The organism is Ignavibacteriota bacterium (assembly GCA_016708125.1).
Lineage (GTDB): Bacteria > Bacteroidota > Ignavibacteria > Ignavibacteriales > Melioribacteraceae.
Map to the genome: position 1 here is coordinate 3,026,483 of JADJGF010000001.1, position 19,879 is coordinate 3,046,361.

The 19,879-nt window shown below is 29.9% G+C and carries 13 protein-coding genes and 2 tRNA genes; all 15 read left to right on the top strand.

Annotated features, from left to right (window positions below; all coding sequences use genetic code 11):
• Positions 1 to 269: 269 nt before the first annotated feature.
• Positions 270 to 1,298 carry a metallophosphoesterase family protein gene (locus IPH62_13170; protein ID MBK7106227.1) on the top strand — a complete coding sequence of 343 codons (1,029 nt, stop codon included), beginning with the start codon at positions 270 to 272 and terminating at the stop codon, positions 1,296 to 1,298.
• A gap of 166 nt (positions 1,299 to 1,464) precedes the next feature.
• Positions 1,465 to 2,073: a response regulator transcription factor gene (locus IPH62_13175; GenBank protein MBK7106228.1), complete on the top strand. Its 609-nt coding sequence runs from the start codon at positions 1,465 to 1,467 to the stop codon at positions 2,071 to 2,073.
• 118 nt (positions 2,074 to 2,191) lie between these two features.
• Positions 2,192 to 4,345, top strand: coding sequence for a TonB-dependent receptor (locus IPH62_13180; protein ID MBK7106229.1), 2,154 nt, complete (start codon positions 2,192 to 2,194; stop codon positions 4,343 to 4,345).
• A 100-nt stretch (positions 4,346 to 4,445) separates the two neighbouring features.
• Positions 4,446 to 4,673, top strand: coding sequence for a hypothetical protein (locus IPH62_13185; GenBank protein ID MBK7106230.1), 228 nt, complete (start codon positions 4,446 to 4,448; stop codon positions 4,671 to 4,673).
• A 15-nt stretch (positions 4,674 to 4,688) separates the two neighbouring features.
• A complete protein-coding gene (locus IPH62_13190; GenBank protein ID MBK7106231.1) occupies positions 4,689 to 5,654 on the top strand; it encodes an HmuY family protein in 966 nt (321 codons plus the stop codon).
• A 29-nt stretch (positions 5,655 to 5,683) separates the two neighbouring features.
• Complete coding sequence (locus IPH62_13195; GenBank protein ID MBK7106232.1) at positions 5,684 to 6,616, top strand: cobalamin biosynthesis protein CbiX; 933 nt, start codon at positions 5,684 to 5,686, stop codon at positions 6,614 to 6,616.
• Between the two features lie 11 nt (positions 6,617 to 6,627).
• A complete protein-coding gene (locus IPH62_13200; GenBank protein ID MBK7106233.1) occupies positions 6,628 to 7,179 on the top strand; it encodes a PepSY-associated TM helix domain-containing protein in 552 nt (183 codons plus the stop codon).
• Between the two features lie 58 nt (positions 7,180 to 7,237).
• A tRNA-Gly gene (locus tag IPH62_13205) sits at positions 7,238 to 7,310 on the top strand.
• A 67-nt stretch (positions 7,311 to 7,377) separates the two neighbouring features.
• Positions 7,378 to 7,452 (top strand) — tRNA-Val (locus IPH62_13210).
• A 591-nt stretch (positions 7,453 to 8,043) separates the two neighbouring features.
• Positions 8,044 to 9,192 (top strand): DNA-binding transcriptional regulator, encoded by a 1,149-nt coding sequence (locus IPH62_13215; protein ID MBK7106234.1) that lies wholly within the window; start codon positions 8,044 to 8,046, stop codon positions 9,190 to 9,192.
• A gap of 126 nt (positions 9,193 to 9,318) precedes the next feature.
• Positions 9,319 to 10,449 carry a galactose mutarotase gene (locus tag IPH62_13220; GenBank protein ID MBK7106235.1) on the top strand — a complete coding sequence of 377 codons (1,131 nt, stop codon included), beginning with the start codon at positions 9,319 to 9,321 and terminating at the stop codon, positions 10,447 to 10,449.
• A 507-nt stretch (positions 10,450 to 10,956) separates the two neighbouring features.
• The gene (locus IPH62_13225) at positions 10,957 to 13,266 is read left to right on the top strand and encodes a glycoside hydrolase family 3 C-terminal domain-containing protein (protein ID MBK7106236.1); all 2,310 of its coding nucleotides are present in this window, start codon (positions 10,957 to 10,959) and stop codon (positions 13,264 to 13,266) included.
• Positions 13,267 to 13,356: 90 nt separating this feature from the next.
• Complete coding sequence (locus IPH62_13230) at positions 13,357 to 14,736, top strand: MFS transporter (protein MBK7106237.1); 1,380 nt, start codon at positions 13,357 to 13,359, stop codon at positions 14,734 to 14,736.
• Between the two features lie 92 nt (positions 14,737 to 14,828).
• Positions 14,829 to 17,912, top strand: a complete 3,084-nt coding sequence (locus tag IPH62_13235) for a TonB-dependent receptor (protein ID MBK7106238.1) — start codon at positions 14,829 to 14,831, stop codon at positions 17,910 to 17,912.
• A gap of 109 nt (positions 17,913 to 18,021) precedes the next feature.
• Positions 18,022 to 19,776 (top strand): T9SS type A sorting domain-containing protein, encoded by a 1,755-nt coding sequence (locus IPH62_13240; protein MBK7106239.1) that lies wholly within the window; start codon positions 18,022 to 18,024, stop codon positions 19,774 to 19,776.
• The last annotated feature ends 103 nt before the right edge of the window (positions 19,777 to 19,879 follow it).

Genomic DNA, 19,879 nt, shown 5'->3' on the forward strand with positions numbered 1-19,879 from the left:
TGATTTGGAAAAGATAATATCTATATCACAAATTAATATTTTTTTGAATCTTTGAGTACTTCAAATAAAAATCAAATTTGAAATTTCCTATTTTTTTGCAATAAATTTTATGAGTAATAATTTTAATTAATGCAAATGATATATTTCCCAAGTTAGTTTTTGCAATAACAATATCTAAAAAACTTCAAAGAATTTTATAGTTAGAAAAAATGTTATTATTCATATGTTAAAATCAGTACAAAAATAAAAAAGTTTTCTATGGAGAAGGTATGAATATTAAGAAACAAATAATATTAATTTCTACAAAAATATATTTATTTATTCTAATTTTACTTCAATTTACATTTACACAAAATAATGCACAACCTATGAAAAATCTTAAATTTAATGAAGACGGTAAATTTAAAATATTACAATTCACAGATATTCATTTGGATATTCAAAACCAATCTGAAACAGATAGTGTAATAAATATGATGACGGATATAATAAAAAAAGAAAATCCAAATTTAGTTGTTTTAACCGGTGATATTGTTACATCAAAACCGGTTGAAAAAGCTTGGGAAATAGTAACCGAGCCAATGAGAAAATTGGAAATACCATGGGCTGTTGTTTTTGGAAATCACGATTATGAACAAGGAAGTTCAAATAAAGAAATTATGGATTATCTGGTAACGCTTCCTTATAATTTCTCAGAAGCTGGACCAGAAAATATTTCTGGAGTTGGAAATTATGTGCTTCAAGTAAAATCTTCGGATTCTGATAACCTAAAAACCATACTCTATTTTATTGATTCAAATGCATATACGTATGAAAAAGATAATGAAGAACTTGGTAATTATGATTGGATAAAGTTTGATCAAATTCAATGGTATAGAAATATTTCTAAAAATTTCACAACTAACAATGATATGAAACCATTGCCTGCTTTGGCATTTTTCCACATTCCGCTTCCCGAATATGATTTAATTAAAAAATTTCCAACTACAATTGGTGATAGAGACGAAGAAGTTTGTTCGCCAAAAATTAATTCTGGAATGTATAATGCTTTTTTAGAATGCGGAGATGTTATGGGAATGTTCGTTGGGCACGATCATAATAATAATTACATCGGAACACTTAATAATATTGCTCTTGCTTACGGTTGTAAAACCGGAAAAAATTCATACGGAGATTTTGATAAAGGCGGAAGAGTAATAGTTCTTTATGAAGATGAAAGAAAATTTGATACTTGGATTCACAACACAAATGAACCAAGCATTAATTTTGCTACTTATCCCGACTCATTTGCTAAATAATAAAGAAAAATGTAAATCAAAATTTCAATTTAGTTGATCAATTCTTTGTAAATAACTTCTGCAATGTTTTGTTTAGATTCGTTTTTTTTAGTAATTTAGATCAAATCTAAATAAAGACTTTGTATTGGAAAGAATAAAAATCCTTATCGCAAATAAATATTTCTTAATGAATTTTGCAATAACTTGTATTCTTCAACGATTGAATGATTTTGAAGTATATGGAGTTGAACCTGAAGAAATTCATAATGAAATTATAAAGTATAAACCGCATTTACTAATCTGCGAAGTTGAAAAAACTAAAGATGAAACTTGTCTGTTAATTGAAAAAATAAAGGAAGATTTTCCTAATCTAAAAATTCTTGTTCTTGTTGATTATAATGATAGAAAACATATTAGTGAATTGCTTAAATATAAATTGGAAGGATATTTACTTAAAAATACAACTAAGGAAGAATTAATTTTTGCCGCAAAAAAAATTCACAATGGAGAAAAATATTACAGCAAAAAAATTTATGAATATGTAATGAATAATTTTGATAAGGAACTGAACGAACAGAAAAGTGAAATGATTGACGAATTGTTAAGTGAAAGAGAAAAAGAAATTTTAGAGCACATTGTTCTTGGGAAAAAAAATAAAGAAATTTCCCAAACTTTTTTTATCAGCGAAAATACAGTTTTAACGCACCGTAGAAATATCATGAAAAAAATGAATGTAAAAAGCACTCCGGAATTAATTGTTGCCTCAATTAGAAATGGAATAGTTACCTTCAAATAAAATTCACATACTAAAAATTTAGTATCTAAAATTACTTAATCCCAAGTATTGATAAAAAGTTCCGCTTATCTTTTATTTACAGTTAAGATTAAATCTTAATAAGGATAAATAAATTTAAGTGGTAATTTCAAATAGATTTCTAAATTCACATAAACTAATTTTTGTTACTTTAATATTTTTTATTCCGTCAATAGTTGTATTACCGCAATCAATTATTAAAGGAAAAATTTTTGATTCAAAAACAAATCTTCCTTTAGTTGGCGCAAATATTTATTTGGAAGAAACTAATTTTGGAAGCTTGAGCGATGAAAATGGAAATTTTTCATTTTCATGTAATGTTGATATAAAATCCCGAAAACTAAAAGCATCTTACATCGGATACTTCACGGAAGTTATTGAAATAAATTCTGAGAAACCAGTCGAAATTTATTTAAAACCATCTCTTCTAAATTTAGATCAAATTGTTGTAACCGGAACAAGAACCGAAAGATTTTTAAAAGACACACCGGTTTCCACAAGAGTTATAAATAAAGAACAAATTCAAAATTCCGGAGCGAGTGATATAAAGCAAGCACTTTCGGAAATTAACGGAATCGTGATTCATGAAAATCAATTTGGAACCGGAGTGAACACTGTTGAAATTCAAGGATTTAGCAGCCAGCATGTACAGATTTTAGTTGATGGAATTAAAATGATCGGCAGAGTAAACGGGGAGCTTGATATTTCCGCAGTTCCCATTAACCAAGTTGAAAGAATTGAAATTGTAAAAGGAGCCGCTTCTGCATTATATGGAAGTGAAGCAATGGGCGGAGTTATAAATATTATCACAAATAAAATTGATAATAATTTTTCTGTTAATTCTGATTTAATCACCGGAAGTTACGGAAGACTTGACGGAAATATTAATATTAACGCTCCAATTCAAAATTGGAAACCAAGTTTAAATCTCAGTTACAGAAAATATGATGGATATGATCTAAATGATTTAACGCCATCTGAAGACGGAACGGCATATCAAAAATATCATGGTCAATTTAATATCAACAGAAATTTAAGCAAAAGTTCTGAAGTGAATTTTAGAACATTATTTTTTACAGAAAATCACAATTCACAAAGCAGTCAAATTTTTGAAGACAAAATTGAGAATAATCATTTTGCCGGAAGACTTGAGTTTGCGACTAAGAAATTTTTTAATTCACTAAATATTAAATCCGGAATTGAATATTCGGCATATAATCATAAATATGATCAAAAAGTAATTAGCAGCGGATTTATTAAAGAAGGTGATATTTCAGATGAAAAACTTATGCGCGGAGATTTGTTATTTGATTTTTCTGTGGGCAGTAATTTGATAAATAGCGGATATTCTTTTGAGTATGAAGAAATTAAATCTGATAGAGTAATTGGAAAAAATCAAAATAATACTTTAAATAATATTTTTCTTCAAGATGAAATTACATTAAATGATTGGTCGACTTTTCTTGGTGGAATTCGTTTAGATGCGCATTCAGTTTATGGAAGTCAATTTACACCAAAAGCCACAATAATGTTAAAGCCATCAAATACATCGCGAATAAGATTTTCTTATTCGGAAGGTTTTCGTTCACCTTCATTTAAAGAATTATTTATTGAGTATGTAAATTTAACGGTCGGTTATCATATCTCCGGGAACCCAAATCTGCAGCCGGAAAAATCATTATCTATTCAAACGGATTTTGAATATTGGAATGATAATAATTACCATTTTAGAATTCATTTAAATTATAACAAAATTTCAAATTTAATTGATTACGAATATTTAGGAATTGTTGATAATTACGGATTATACAAAACTGCAAATTTGGAAAAAGTAAATACTTGGGGCGGAGATTTTGAGATAGAATATTTTCCATTAGATTTTATGAATTTCAAATTTGGATATGGATATTTTGATTCTAAAGATTTTCAGACAAATGAATCACTTCCATTCAAATCAAATCACAAATTAAATTTTTCCATCAACTTAAATTTTATTGAATCTTTATCATTCAATATAAGAGGGCAATTTTTTGGTGAGCAGTTTTATTTATCAGATTTTGATGAAATTGCTCAAATCGGTATAAAAGAAAGCATACCTTCTTATTGGTTATTCCACACAAATTTAAATTATAAAATTACAGAAATACTTGATGCTCATCTCGGTTTGAGAAATCTGAATGATTATGTAAATAAAACTTGGGGGCCAATGCCCGGGCGCGAATGGCATATTGGAATAAAATTTAATTACAAATAAACTCAACAAAACAAACGAGGAAGTATTGAAAAATAAAATATGCTATTTAACCAAATGTGAAAGTTGTAATTCGTTTAACCTTTATTATAATGGGGTTCAGATGCATATTAGCTTTAAATCTATGCAGCATATAATTTCAATTTTGTATCAGTATGATTGTTCGGATGAAAAAACAAAACTAGAAAAACCCTTTCGAATTAAAATTGAACCGGTTGTTCTTACCGTTAAAAATTCAGATTATATTGAATTTAAATCAATTCTGGAAAATGCAATTATTGAAAATTATAATCTTCCGGATTTTACTCACTACAAAATTTTTACAAATTAATATGGATATCATAAAATGAAAAAAATACTATACATAATAATTCTTGCAATGTTTCTTTTTGCATGCAATGAAAATTCAACTGATCCGAAAAATGAAAATATTGCAGAAATACAGAAGTTTAAATCGCATAATGTGAAAACAAATGGTAAGCATTTTTTTACATTCAGCACAAATTCAGCGGAAACAAATGAAACAATAAATTATGATATTGCTTTCGGAACAGTTCCATTAACTGTTGAATCAGCACCTTGTCAATATTTTACAATGCCTAACGATCCGGTAATTTTATGCGGACCAAATTCATCAATTGCAATTATTGATGCAGTTTCACTTAGTGATATTAATTCCATTCCGGCAGAATCAGAATTTGCGAAAGATGATATTCTTGGAGAAGCTTATATTGGTAAGAATTGGTATGATTCAAATAATGAAGTTAAAAATGAAATTTACATTATTAAAACATGTGCCGGAAATTTTGCTTTATTAGAAATTAAAAATTACAATTATGATTTTATTACTCATCAAATTTCAAGCATTCATTTTAGTTATAAGTATAATGCAAGCATCAGTTTGGATTTTTCTTCAACACCAATTGATTCATTTAAATCTGAAAATGCATATTCTGAAGCAAAATATTTTTCGTTTGAAAATGGAAATGTAAACTCAACTGACTCATATCATTTAAAAATTGCCGGAAGTTCAATCTGGCTTGGCAATAATGTAAAAGTTAAAAAAATAGAAAACACTTCCATTGAAAATATTTCGATTATTTCAGATTCAGAATTTCAATCTGATAAAAACCAAAATTATGTAACACTTGGCTGGTACAGTTACGGTGAGGGACATTTATTAACTCCGAAAGATTATGTTTATGTTGTAAAAACCATAGATGGAAAATATACCGCATTGGAAATAAATAATTACTATGATGATGAAGGAAACTCGGGTACATTTTCAATTGATTGGAAATATCTGAACTAATTATTAAATCAATATTTAGAAAGGAAATCATGAATACATTTTATAAATCTGTAATACTCACTTTAATAATTCTTTCTTTTATGTTAATTGAGATTACTAAAGCAAAACAAATTAACACAAAAAAAATAGGCGTGCTTCTTGTCAATCACGGCTCGCATTCATCAACTTGGCGAAAAGCACTAATTGATTTGGAAGAAAGTGTAAAAAGTGAAATTCTAAAAAATAAAAATATTATAGAAATTAAAACTGCTTTTATGGAATATAATGAACCATCAATTGCTACAAGATTAAAAGAGTTTGATAAAGAAAATTACACAGATATAATTTTAGTCCCTATTTTTCTTACTGTAAGCTCACATTCTTTTGATGATATTCCAACAATAATAGGCAGAAAAAAAGATAAGCACTCAATTGAGTTATTGAAAATTGAAAAGATAGAAAGATATACACCAAAGGCAAAAGTACACATTACACCATTGTTAGATTTTACTGATATACTTCAAAAAAATGTTGTAAGAAGAGTTATTGCACTAAGTAAAAATGTTTCCAATGAAGGATTGGTTTTAATTGCATACGGTGATAAAACTTACAATAAAGAATGGAGTGAACTTCTCACAAAAGTCGGAGAAAGTGTAAAAGTAAATATCGGAATAGAAGATTTTTCTTACGGCTGGTGCGGACATGTTGCACATTATGATCCTGATTCAACAACTGCTGCAATTAATCAAATTTTAGAAAAAAAAGATAATGCAATTGTAATTCCAGTTTTAGTAGCACATGATGAAATGTTCCAAATAAAAATTATTGGAGATGGAATTAAAAAAATAAAAAATTCTAGCGAAAGAATAATCTACAAACCGGACGCAATTTTGCCTGATGAAAACATACAGAAATGGGTTATTGAAATTACAAACGAATTTGCAAAAAAAATCGAAACAAAAATTGTAAGTAAAGAAAATTGAACAAACAAAAAATTAGAAAACTCAATAACGACCTACATAGAGATTTAGGATATTTTTTCTCGGCATTAGTAATTGTTTATTCATTATCCGGATTGGCTTTAAATCACGTTGATGATTGGAATCAGGATTTTATAATACAAAAAGATACTTTAAAAATTCCAGCGGAATATAAATTTGAAAATATTTCTAATAATAATATTGTTGAACTTAGCAGACTTGTTAATCATAGTAAATATAAACTTTATGATTCACCAACTTCTGACCAAGTAAAAATTTATTATGAAGATGCATCATTCCATATTGATTTTTCAAGAATGCTTGGTTTTTACGAAGCAGTAACCAAAAGATTTTTATTCTATGAAGTAAATGTTCTCCACCGAAATAGTTTGAAAGAGTGGAAATGGTTTTCTGATATTTTTGCAATTGCTTTAATTTTTATAAATGTTACGGGATTATTTATTCTAAAAGGAAAAAATGGAATCAATGGAAGAGGTAAATGGTTTATTGCTGCCGGTTTTTTCCCGCCAATTATTGCATTAATTATTTTTACGTTATTTAAATAAATGCAGTTTTGAATTTTTCGCGAATATGGTTATTTTTTTTACAAAGAAAAATAGTATTGCGAGTGTAACTCAGTTGGTAGAGTGTCAGCTTCCCAAGCTGAATGCCGCGGGTTCGAATCCCGTCGCTCGCTCAAAATATAAAAATAAAATTTGCATCATTCTTAGTATTAAGCTAAATTTACATCTCAAATTTTGAACGGGAACTTAGCTCAGCTGGTTCAGAGCACCTGCCTTACAAGCAGGGGGTCATAGGTTCAAATCCTATAGTTCCCACAACGTAAACCCTTATAAGACAATATCTTATGAGGGTTTTCCATTTTAAAGGAAATGTCAGGTGAGTAAAAAGGGAGTAAATTTTTGAATAAAATAAAAAACCCTAACCTTTTAGCATGATACAGTGGCTAAATATGAATCATCACTGAATCACAAATTCTGGTTGGGGACATGTCAGGTGAAGCCTATCACCTGTTGAATTTAAGAAAAATATTAGTAGTATTGAAGTCTGGAAAATAGTTTGTGTAATTGATTTTAGGCTTTTAAAAATCATCAAATCTTTCTTTAAACCAGAACTTTATTCCTACTTCTTACTTTGGAACATCTTAAAACCATCTCCTATTTTCAAAGCTTTTTTGGTCCAATATATATTTAATAATTATAATTTAAATAAAAATATTATAAGTTAAAAAAGTTAATATATATATTCAATAAAATATTTCCAAATTGCAATTTTAAATTGAATACTTCTTTACTTACAAATATGATATAAAATTAAAACGTAATTATTTGATTTTAATAATCATGCAACGTAAATTATAACACAAACGAAATAAATCATTTACATTAAGTTCAGCTTATTTAGAAATTATGCGAAAATTAAAAAAAGTTATTTTACTGCTTGAATCATCAAGAGCATTTGGGAGAGATCTACTTTTTGGAATTGGAAGATATTCAAGACTAAACGGACCTTGGTCATTTTACTGGGAACCGAGAGGTCTTAAAACATCTATTCCACATTTATCAAAATGGAATGCTGATGGCATAATTATGAGAAATTCATTAATTAAAAAAGAATTAATGGATATGAATCTCCCAACTATTTTAGCTTTACATGACTCAAACCGACCAGCAAATATGCCGGCAATTTGTACAAACTCAGAATCAATTTCAAGATTAGCTGCTGAACATTTGATGAATACAGGTTTAAGTAATTTTGCATTTTGCGGTTTTGATGAAATTGAATGGTCTAACCAGAGAAAATTTCATTTTAAAAAAATAATAGAAGAAGCAGGTCAAAATATATATTTGTATAATCAAACAGATATTTCAAAACAAATTTCTTGGCAAATCGAACAATCCAAAATGAGAAAATGGATTCAAAGTTTGCCTAAGCCTATAGGCATTATGGCTTGTAATGATGATCGTGGTCAGCAAGTTTTAGAGATTTGTAAATCCCTAACAATTAAAGTTCCAGAAGAGATTGCTGTTATTGGTGTAGATAATGATGCATTAATTTGTGATTTATCAGATCCACCATTAACAAGTGTATGTTTGAATACTGAACAAGCTGGTTATGCTGCAGCTGAACAACTGGATCAAATGATGGACGGCAAACAAAAAAATTATGATGATATTATAGTATTAGGAACTCATATTATACATAGGCAATCAACAGAATTACTTGCGGTAAATGATAAAGATGTTGTAGAAGCTGTAAGGTTTATTAGAAGTAATGCAAATAATAAAATTCAAATTAAAGATGTAGTTAAACAAACTTGTTTGGGCAGAAGAAGTTTAGAGAATCGATTCAAAAAAACAATTCATAGAACAATTAGTCAAGAAATAAGAAGAGTTAGAACCGAAATGATAAAACGTATGTTGTTGGAAACTAATTTATCTATTTCGGAAATAACTTCGATGTTTGATTTTACCGGGATTGAGCATATTGCTAGATTCTTTAGAAAAGAAAATGGATTAAGTTTAACCCAATTTAGAAAACTCTCACAAAAAATTTAGAATAAATCATTCTAAACATTTTAACTTTTGCGTAATATGGTTATAAAAATACTTATTTAGGCTTTTACAATATATCAAAAGCCAGTATTTTTTTTCAAGTATAATTCAAAACTTATTGAGGGAAAAATGAAAAAGAATTCTATGTTGTTTCTTATATTTTTTATGTTCATGGCATGTGGTGCAATTGAAAAACAAATTGTTGACAACAAAAAATCACTTTTTGGAAAATTATCAGACGAAAAAGAAGTTTATTCGTTTACACTTAAAAATAAAAAGGGAACAGAATTAAAAGTAATAGAATTTGGAGCTACAATAACTTCATTAAAAGTTCCCAATAGAGAAGGTAAATTAGAAGAAGTGGTTTTAGGATATGACAATCTAGAAAGTTATGTTAATGGAACATCTTACTTTGGAGCAATTGTTGGACGTTATGGTAATAGAATTTACAAAGGGAACTTTAAATTGAATGAAATTGAGTATCAGCTAAGTATAAATGATGGTGAAAATCATTTACATGGCGGAAAAATTGGTTATAATAAAGTTTTGTGGAAAGGTGAATTTGTTCAAAGTATTGATGGTGAATCAGTTAAATTAACTTATTATAGTCATGATGGTGAACAAGGATATCCTGGTAACTCAATTATTAATGTTATTTATTCGCTAAATGAAAATAACGAATTAAAAATAGAGTATTTTGCAACTACAGATAAATCTACAATAATGAACCCAACTCATCACTCATACTTTAATCTTAGTGGAAATTTTCAAAATACAATTTTAGATCATGAATTAATGATTAACTCAGATTATTATACACCAGTAAATAATGGTTTAATCACAACAGGTGAATTAGAAAGAACAGAAAATACGCCAATGGATTTTAAGAATCCAACAAAAATTGGTAAAAATATAAATGAAAATTTTGAACAATTAATTTATGGCAAGGGATATGATCACAATTGGGTACTGAATAATTACGATGCAAGAGTACAAAAAGTAGCAACTTTATATGATTCTACATCTGGTAGATTGATGGAAATACTTACGGATCAACCGGGATTACAATTTTACTCTGGAAATTTTTTAAATGGAACTTCAATTGGTAGAAATGGAGAAAAATATAATTTTAGAACAGGATTATGCCTCGAAACACAGAAGTATCCAGATTCACCAAACAAATTAAATTTCCCATCAGTAATTTTAAATCCAGGGGAAATATACAAGCACATTACTATTTACAAATTTTCAATTAAATAAATATTGCCATAATCAAGATTTGATGTTACTTTCTTTTTAAGAATAAATTATTTTGGTACATACTGGGATTAAAAATTGATTTGAAATTTTTATAATTAATTATAGATTGTCACAATGTGAAATGATTTCACTAGCTTTTATAAATAGTCAATAGTTGCGTAAAATGGTTAATAAAAAACTTAAAATGGTTTTTTTTGTTAACTTATTAAAGCTAATTTAATTTGGTATAACAATAATATCTTTTTGAAAAAATAATCTAAATTATTGCAAATGATATTGAACAAAATTAATAAAGTCGACCTTTTTCGCATTCATCAGTTACAGTTTCTAAAATCCAATATAATTATCTAAAATGGTTAAATTAACAATTCGAATAGTATTTAATTAAAAAATTGAAACGATTCAATAAAGAAATATATTATTTGAAATAGTTAAAAAGGAGCAAAAATTCATTATGTTTAAGAAGCTTAAAATGGAAATTAGAAAATAAAAGAGATGGAAAAATAAATGAACGGAAAAACTGAAACACTTAATTCAGTAGAGACACAAGATTATAAAAATCCATATTTAACTGTTTTGGAAAGAGTGGAAGATTTATTGAGCAGACTGAGTTTGGACGAAAAGATTGCCCAGATGCTATGTATATGGAATCAGAAAAAAGAACTGATATTGGATGAGAGTGGAAATCTTAATTATGAGTTAATGAGAAAAAATTTACCAAGCGGATTAGGACAAATAGGAAGAATAAGTGATACCAATGGTGGATTAAGTCCAGTAGAAATGGCAGAATTCGCAAATTCTCTTCAGAAATATTTTGTTGAAGAAACAAGATTGGGCATACCGGTAATAATACACGAAGAATGTTTGCATGGATTGGCGGGAAAAGAAGCGACAAGTTATCCGCAACCGATTGGGTTGGGAGCTACATTTAATCCGAAACTTGTAGAAGAAATATATTCGGCAATAGCTGAAGACACTAGAAAAAGAGGAGCTCATCAAGCACTTACACCTGTATTAGATGTTGCAAGAGATCCGAGATGGGGAAGAGTTGAAGAAACTTTTGGAGAGGATCCTTACTTGATTGGTGAAATGAGTAAAGCAGCAATTAGAGGATTTCAGGGCGATAGAACATTTAAAGATAAAAATAAAGTATTAGCTACTCTCAAACACTTTGCAGCACATGGACAACCTGAATCGGGATCAAACTGCGGACCTGCAAACTTTTCTGAGAGAGTGTTACGGGATGTATTCCTTGCACCTTTTAAAGAAGTAATTGAAGAAGAAAAACCATATTCCGTTATGGCATCTTATAATGAAATTGATGGAATACCATCTCATGCAAATAAATGGCTTTTGAGAAATGTTTTAAGAAACGAATGGGGTTTTAAAGGATTTGTAGTATCTGATTATTATGCAATAACTGAGTTAAGCAATAAAGAAGAAACAGTAAGTCATAATGTTGCAGCGGATAAGAAAGAAGCTGCTCTTCTTGCTGCAGAAGCCGGAGTAAATATAGAACTTCCGGAAATAGATTGCTATCCGAATCTAAAGGAATTGGTAATAAGTGGAAGACTAAGCGAAACAGTAATTGATGAATTAGTAAAACCAATGCTGGAAGCAAAATTTGAGATGGGATTATTTGAAGATCCGTATGTAGATCCAACGCTTATTCAGAATGAACATAAATTAGAGAATGACAGAAAAATAGCCTTGAAAGCCGCCCAAGAAACAATTACTTTGCTAAAGAATGATAACATACTTCTCCCGATAAATCTAAAAGAAAAAAGTACAATTGCGGTAATAGGACCAAATGCAGATAGAAAAATGCTTGGAGGATACAGCGGAACTCCAAAATATTATACAACAGTTTTAGAGGGAATAAAGAACAAAGCAAAAGACAAATATGAAATTATCTATAGTGAAGGATGTAAAATAACAATCGGTGGATCATGGAATGAAGATACGGTTGTTCCATCTGAGCTGGAAGAAGACAAAAGACTTATAGAAGAAGCTGTGAAAGTAGCAGAAAAATCAGACATTGTAATAATGGCAATTGGCGGTAATGAACAAACTTCAAGAGAAGCGTGGAGTAAGATTCATTTAGGCGACCGAACAAATTTAGATTTGGTTGGAAGACAGAATGAGTTATTGAAAGAAATACAAAAAACCGGAAAACCGATAGTTGTTGTTCTATTTAACGGAAGACCAAAATCGATAAGTTATATATCAAAGACAGTACCATCAATATTGGAGTGCTGGTATTTGGGACAAGAGACTGGAAATGCTGTAGCAGATGTAATATTTGGGGATGTAAATCCAAGCGGGAAATTGCCAATATCAATTCCAAGATCGGTGGGACATATTCCATGTCACTATAATCACAAACCATCATCGCGTAGAGGATATTTGTTTGATGATATTACACCGCTTTATCCATTTGGGTTTGGACTAAGCTATACAAAGTTCAAGATTTCTAATCTTAAGATTGATAAACAAGAAATAACTGAAAACGAAAAAGTAATTGTTTCAGTCACAGTGAAGAATGAAGGCGAAATAAAGGGAACCGAAGTAGTACAATTATATATTAGAGATAAAGTAAGTTCAGTAACAAGACCGGTGAAAGAATTGAAAGGATTTAAAAAAGTAACATTGGAATCCAATCAAGAGAAAGAAGTAAGTTTTGAAATAACGAAAAAAGAATTATCATTTACAAATGTTGAAATGCAATTTACAGCAGAGCCTGGTGAATTTGATATTATGGTTGGAAACTCATCAAAAGATGAAGATTTATTGAAACTCACATTGAATTATCGTTAAAGAATAATTTCTAAAATTGGAAAATTTGTGCAAATAAAAAAAGAATACTCAGAAGAAGCAGCTATTTCAAATGGATTTGCCTCCAAATCAATTTTAACATTAAAAGAAAAAATTGGTTATAGTTTGGGAGATGCTGCTTCAAATATTTATTTTCAGACGTTTATAATATTTCTACTAAATTTTTACACAGATGTTTTTGGTTTGCCTGCAGCAGCAGTTGGAACCATGTTTTTAGTTACAAGAATATTTGATGCAGTAAATGATCCAATTATGGGGGTTATATCTGATAGAGTAAATACAAAATGGGGAAAGTTTAGACCTTTCATTTTCTTTTTTGGCATTCCAATGGTGATAATGGGAGTTCTAACATTTACAACACCTGATTATGATATGTCCGGGAAATTAATTTATGCGTACATAACTTATAATCTCTTAATGGTAATGTACACAATCGTTAATGTACCATATTCTTCTTTAATGGCTGTAATAACTCCCAATTCTTTAGAAAGAACGGAATTAAGTTCATTTAGATTTGTTGCTGCTTTTGTTGGCGGACTTATAGTTCAAGGCTCAACAATATATTTAGTGAAATATTTTGGAAATGGAAATGATGCTATTGGTTGGCAATACGCAATGGGAGTATTGGGGCTACTAGCTTTGAGTTTTCTATTCATTACTTTTGTTACAACAAAAGAAAGAGTGCAACCGCCAAAAAATCAAAAAATTGAACTAAAAAAAGATTTAGGGGATTTATTTTCAAACAAAGCATGGTTGTTGATTGGCGGTGCTACTGTATTTCAATTAATATTTATAGTTGTTAGAAGCTCATCAATTGTTTATTACTTTAAATATTATGTAATCGATCAGCAGATGAATTTATTTGGAAATATAATTGATTTGCCATACGAAACATTTACTTCTACATTTCTACTTTCTGGAACAATCTTCAACATACTGGGTGCAATTTTAACAAAATGGATATCTAAGCGTTTTGATAAAAAGAATACTTATGTAGGTTGTTTATTGATAAGTGCAGTAGGAAGCAGTCTTTTCTTTTTTATACAACCAGAAAATGTAATATTAATATTTTTTATAAATATTCTAATATCGTTTGCTTGGGGACCAGTATCTGTGCTGCAATGGGCTATGTATACAGATGCTGCTGAATATTCTGAATGGAAGAATACAAGAAGAGCAACCGGTTTGTTAATGGCTGCTTCATTGTTTGCTCTAAAATTGGGATTAACTATTGGTGGTGCATTGGTTGGATATATTTTAGCCTATTACGGGTTTGTAGCAAACGAAGTACAAAATGCTGAAACAATAATGGGGATAAGATTACTAATGAGTTTTTATCCGGCAGTATTTGGAATAATTGGTGCTGCTTTAATGTTATTCTATCCTTTAAATAATAAAATGATGTTGAAAATTGAATATGATTTATTTGTTAGAAAAAATAGTGATAATTAAATTGGACTTTTTTTATGGGAATAAAAATTTTAGCATTATTAATAAATAAAATTTTTACAAAACGAATTTCATTAATTAACAGGAGAAAAAATATGTGGCTAAGTATTTACTTTTCTAAAAGAAAACTAATTTCGCTTTTTTGCCTTACAGTATTTTTTGTTTTACAAACAGTTGTTTCTGCTCAAACTGGTAATATTAAAGGCAAAATTCTTGATCAAAATTCATCAGAAACATTACTTGGGTCAAATATTTCAATCAAGGGTACAAGTTTAGGGGCTGCTTCAGATTTAGAAGGAAATTATATTGTTCGTAATATACCTGTTGGTCAATATACAATAGAGGTTTCTTATATTGGTTATATTTCAAAAACTCTTGAAATAAATATAATTGAAAATAGAACAATTGAACAAGATTTTTATCTTGAAGCTAAAACAATTGAAGGCGAAACTGTAACCGTTACTGGTCAAGCATCAGGTCAGTTGGAAGCTATAAACAGGCAATTAACATCTAACACAATTACTAACGTAGTTTCTTCCGAACAAATCCGTGAATTACCGGATGATAACGCAGCAACAGCTCTAAGTCGTTTACCTGGTGTTTCTCTCATGAATGGAGACGAAGTTGTAATTCGTGGTATGGAATCAAAATTAAATCAGGTTTTAATTAACGGTATTCAATTACCATCAACAAATATGGAAACCCGTTCAACAAATCTTGGTTTTATTTCATCAAGTATGATTTCCAGTATTGAGGTTGTAAAAGCTATTACCCCCGATATGGATGCAAACACAATTGGAGGAGTTGTTAATTTAAAATTGATGGAAGCACCGGCTGACCTTCACTTCGATGTTCTTACTCAAGGAAATTATAACTATTCAGATAGAAATTATAATAATTATAAATTTTGGGGAAGCGTAAGTAATAGATTTTTTGATAATAAATTCGGTGTGTTTTTGCAAGCTAATGCCGATCGTTCCGATGGAGGAAATCAAACTGCTTCAATTGGACTTACACGAGACGGTTCAAGTAATTTGGCATATGGACAGTCTGCTTACTTTACAAATAGTGCAAATTTTGGATATGGAAGAAGCATTGTAGATATAGCTGGGGGCAGTCTTCTTATGGATTATAAGCTGCCGAACGGTAAAATTATTTTACAAAATACTTATGCAGGAAATTTTACAGACCAACGAAATAATATTATTGGGTTAGATTTTGATGGTACAGATATTCATTATACAGTTGATAGAAATAAGTTTGGCAGAGATTTATGGATCAACGCTTTGCAAGCTGAAAATAGTTTTGGTGACTTAAAAGTAGAAGCAAGTTTAGCTCATTCAAGTACAAATCAATATACAAGAAATGCTTATTCCCCATGGGGAAGCGGTAACGGATGGACTGACTTTAATAATGAAACTGGCTTTGATGCACCTTTTGGAGTTGGTTCCGATGGTTTACCAATTAGATATACTGGAACTGCTCAAGCTGGGATAACTTTACAAAGAGCCTATGCAATTTTTGATAATATTAATCCTTCCGATCCTGATAGTGCAACTTTGGAAGGCTGGGTATCTTCTATTAAAAATAGATTTAATCAACACTTGTATAATGGGTCTTTTGATGTTTCGAAACCTGTTAATTTTTCCACAGATATTACGGCAACATTTAAAGCTGGCGGAAAATATGTGAAAACAACACGCGTTAATGATTTTAATAGAACTTACACCGGTTCATCTGATGATGATACATATAACAGAGTAGAAGATTTCTTCCCTATACATAGGGATGCTGAAAATAGAATGAGATTAACTGACGTTTTAGACGATGATTTTGATAGAGGGAAAAATTATTTAAGCGATCAGTATGATTTTAAGAATGGATTTAAATATGTAATAGATGCTGATGTTTATGACGAATGGCTTTACTTAGCTCAAACAGGCTGGGAATCTGCTTTAAAAGAGGATGACAGTTGGAGAGATGATTGGAATGGTTCAGAAGCTTTTACGGCTGGTTATATTATGGGGACTTTTAATTTCTTTAGAAACCTTACTTTAATAGCCGGTCTTCGTTATGAAAATTATAACATGAATTATCGTGCTCAGTTTACTCTTGTTACACATAATGTTTATGGCGATGCAATTAGTACAAAAGTAGGAACAGCAGTTGTTCCTTATGATTATTACAATGTTGATAGATATGATATAAATTACTTCCCAAACTTTCATTTAAAATATCAAGTTAATGGTTGGTCGGATATGAGAATAGCATATACGAACAGTATTATACGTCCGGATTATTCGCAAATTATTCCTAAAATGACTGTTTTCCCGGGCAGTAATTATGTAATTGGTAATCCTAATTTAAAACCAACAACAGCAAAAAACTTAGATGTTATTGCATCTGTTTACAGTAATATTGTTGGTCTTTTTACAATTAATGGATTCTATAAAGAGTTAGAAGATGCACAGTACAGAACAGGAATTTATTATGGAAATATTGATTTGTATGGCGACAATGTATTCATGCCGGATTCAGCACTTTTGTGGAACGATTTTAAATATCAAACTAAAGCTTCAGATATTGTTAATACATCGTTGAATAATCCAAACTTAGGTTTTATTAGAGGTGTTGAATTATCTTGGCAAACAAACTTTTGGTATTTACCTCAGCCATTAAATTCACTAGTATTAAATGTGAACTATACAAAATCAGGATCAAATATTGATTATCGCATAATTAGAAATATACCAATAACGGTTCCAGATCCAAATAATCCCCGTAAAACTATAACTTATTTTACAACAAATGATACTGTTTACAGCGGCAGGTTGCTTCAACAAGCGGACGATGTAATTAACGTTGCTTTAGGTGTTGATTATAAAGGATTTTCAGGTCGTTTATCGTTTAATATGAGAGGTAATGTGTTAACCTCTATTGGGACTAGACCAGAAGAAACTTCATATACCGGAAATATTTATAGATGGGATTTTACAATTAAACAAGATTTACCAATTAAAGGTTTAAGTCTATCACTGAATGGATTAAATATTTTCCATAACGGAATTGAATCATTTAGGAAATTTAGACTTACAAAAGATTCTCCAATAACAGAAAATTTAGTTTCGGTTTTATATTCGCCAACAATTTATCAATTTAATTTAAGGTATAATTTTTAACAAATAGTATAATTATAAAATAAACATAAGGAGGAGAAAGTTATTAACAAACAAATATTTTTTAACCTTTTTTGCTCATTAAATCAATTATTTTAATAAGGAGAAATTTATGAGAAAGTTACTTTTACTTCTGGCGGTATTAACATTACTACCGTTAGCTACTGTATTTTCACAAACATTGGAAGACTACATTTTAGAACATCGTGGAGATTCTCTTGTAATTAAAGATGATATCGACTTTGGGGCACCAAACGCACTGTTTTCCGTAATAAATGCGGATACACTTAATGTACCTGCTGGACGTGTATATGTATTAAAAGCATTTGGAAATTATACTCTTGCAAATAACCCAACAACTTCTGCAACCCAAAAAACAATTATTATGGGTGAAACAACCGAATCTGTAAAAACAAGTAAAGGCGATGCTCCACCAGTTGTTGCTGGTGCTGTGTTGGAAGGTGGAAATACTACTCCATTTATTACAAGTGGTTCAGATCTTCTTGTGAAGAATATAAATATGGCTGTTGGTAATGCTGCTGGTGGTCTTGGATGGAATTGCTTCGGTTTAGCAGGCCCAGGTATGAGAATACAAGTTGAAAACTGTATTATTGAACATAACCTTTGGACAGTTATTGGTGGTCAACCTACAAATTCAAGAATATTCTTTATAAATAATTATTTTGTAAACTTGTTAGGCCATACATGCCGTCGTAATGGTGGTGTGTTGGATTTCTTCTCAAATCAAGATACAATTTGGGTTGAAAATAATACACACGTTAACGTTCAAGGTCTTTTGTATAAATCAAGAGATAATTATGTAATTAACAGACAAGTTTTCAATCACAATAATTTTATTAATTGTAGCTCATATCCTCTAATGAACAGAGGCGGACATCCAAATTATAGTGTTACAAATAATATTTTTGTAAATACTAATGTGCAAGGAATGTCTGCTGTGCTAATTGGCGCTGATGCCGGTGAAGTTGATCCTGAAGGCTTACCAATGGGTATTGTTAATTTACATGCCGATTCTACATTTTTGGCAAACGGTGCATCTTTCTATGCAGATAGAAACTTAACTTATTGGGACCCAAGTCTAAGTGATGTTGCAACAACATTAAATGGCAGTGCAGTAAATGGAATGACTGATTGGGTTTCACAAATGATCCCAATGAATACAAGAACTGCTGCAATGTTTGCAGATGATGCTACATATCCTAAATTAACTAACGGAACATGGTATTCAAAACTTCCTAATTTTGCAGAAACTGATGTGTTGTTTACTACTCAACTTCAAGTATTGAAAGAATTTTCAATTGCAACTGTAGATACTACATATTCTGGTTCTTTAACTGCTTGGCGTCAACCAAATAACCCAGAAGCAGATAATTTCATATATGCAGACTGGCCGACACCAATTGATCTTTCATATGATGATGCAGATTTATTAACTGCAGGTCTTGGCGGTTTTCCAGTTGGCGATTTAGCATGGTTCCCAGCTAAATATACAGAATGGATGAATCAAAGAGATGCAGAATATACAGTAATTCATAATACTCTTAATGGAATAGTTGGTGTGGAAAAAGTTGATGGTGTGCCAGTAAAATTCAGTTTAGATCAAAATTATCCTAATCCATTTAACCCTTCAACAGTTATTAACTTCTCAATTCCTAAATCAGGAAATGTTTCATTAAAAGTTTATGATGCTGTTGGTCAAGAAGTTGCTACTTTAATTAACGAATTCAAGAATGCTGCTAACTATAAAATAAATTTCAATGGTGCAAATCTATCAACTGGAGTTTATTTCTATAAATTGGATGCAAATGGTTTCGTACAAACAAAGAAAATGTTATTAATCAAATAGTTTTTAATTATTGATAACACGGATTCAAAATTACCCCGGTAATTGAATTTTGCCGGGGTTTTATATAAAATGCAAGTGGTTTAAAGTTTTATTCACAAAATGA

Bases quoted from the DNA above. Each gene is read 5' to 3' on its own strand.
- IPH62_13190 (MBK7106231.1), top strand. From the start codon at position 4,689: ATGAAAAAAATACTATACATAATAATTCTTGCAATGTTTCTTTTTGCA.
- IPH62_13240 (MBK7106239.1), top strand. From the start codon at position 18,022: ATGAGAAAGTTACTTTTACTTCTGGCGGTATTAACATTACTACCGTTA.
- IPH62_13195 (MBK7106232.1), top strand. From the start codon at position 5,684: ATGAATACATTTTATAAATCTGTAATACTCACTTTAATAATTCTTTCT.
- IPH62_13225 (MBK7106236.1), top strand. From the start codon at position 10,957: ATGAACGGAAAAACTGAAACACTTAATTCAGTAGAGACACAAGATTAT.
- IPH62_13235 (MBK7106238.1), top strand. From the start codon at position 14,829: ATGTGGCTAAGTATTTACTTTTCTAAAAGAAAACTAATTTCGCTTTTT.
- IPH62_13215 (MBK7106234.1), top strand. From the start codon at position 8,044: ATGCGAAAATTAAAAAAAGTTATTTTACTGCTTGAATCATCAAGAGCA.
- IPH62_13220 (MBK7106235.1), top strand. From the start codon at position 9,319: ATGAAAAAGAATTCTATGTTGTTTCTTATATTTTTTATGTTCATGGCA.
- IPH62_13175 (MBK7106228.1), top strand. From the start codon at position 1,465: ATGAATTTTGCAATAACTTGTATTCTTCAACGATTGAATGATTTTGAA.
- IPH62_13185 (MBK7106230.1), top strand. From the start codon at position 4,446: ATGCATATTAGCTTTAAATCTATGCAGCATATAATTTCAATTTTGTAT.
- IPH62_13170 (MBK7106227.1), top strand. From the start codon at position 270: ATGAATATTAAGAAACAAATAATATTAATTTCTACAAAAATATATTTA.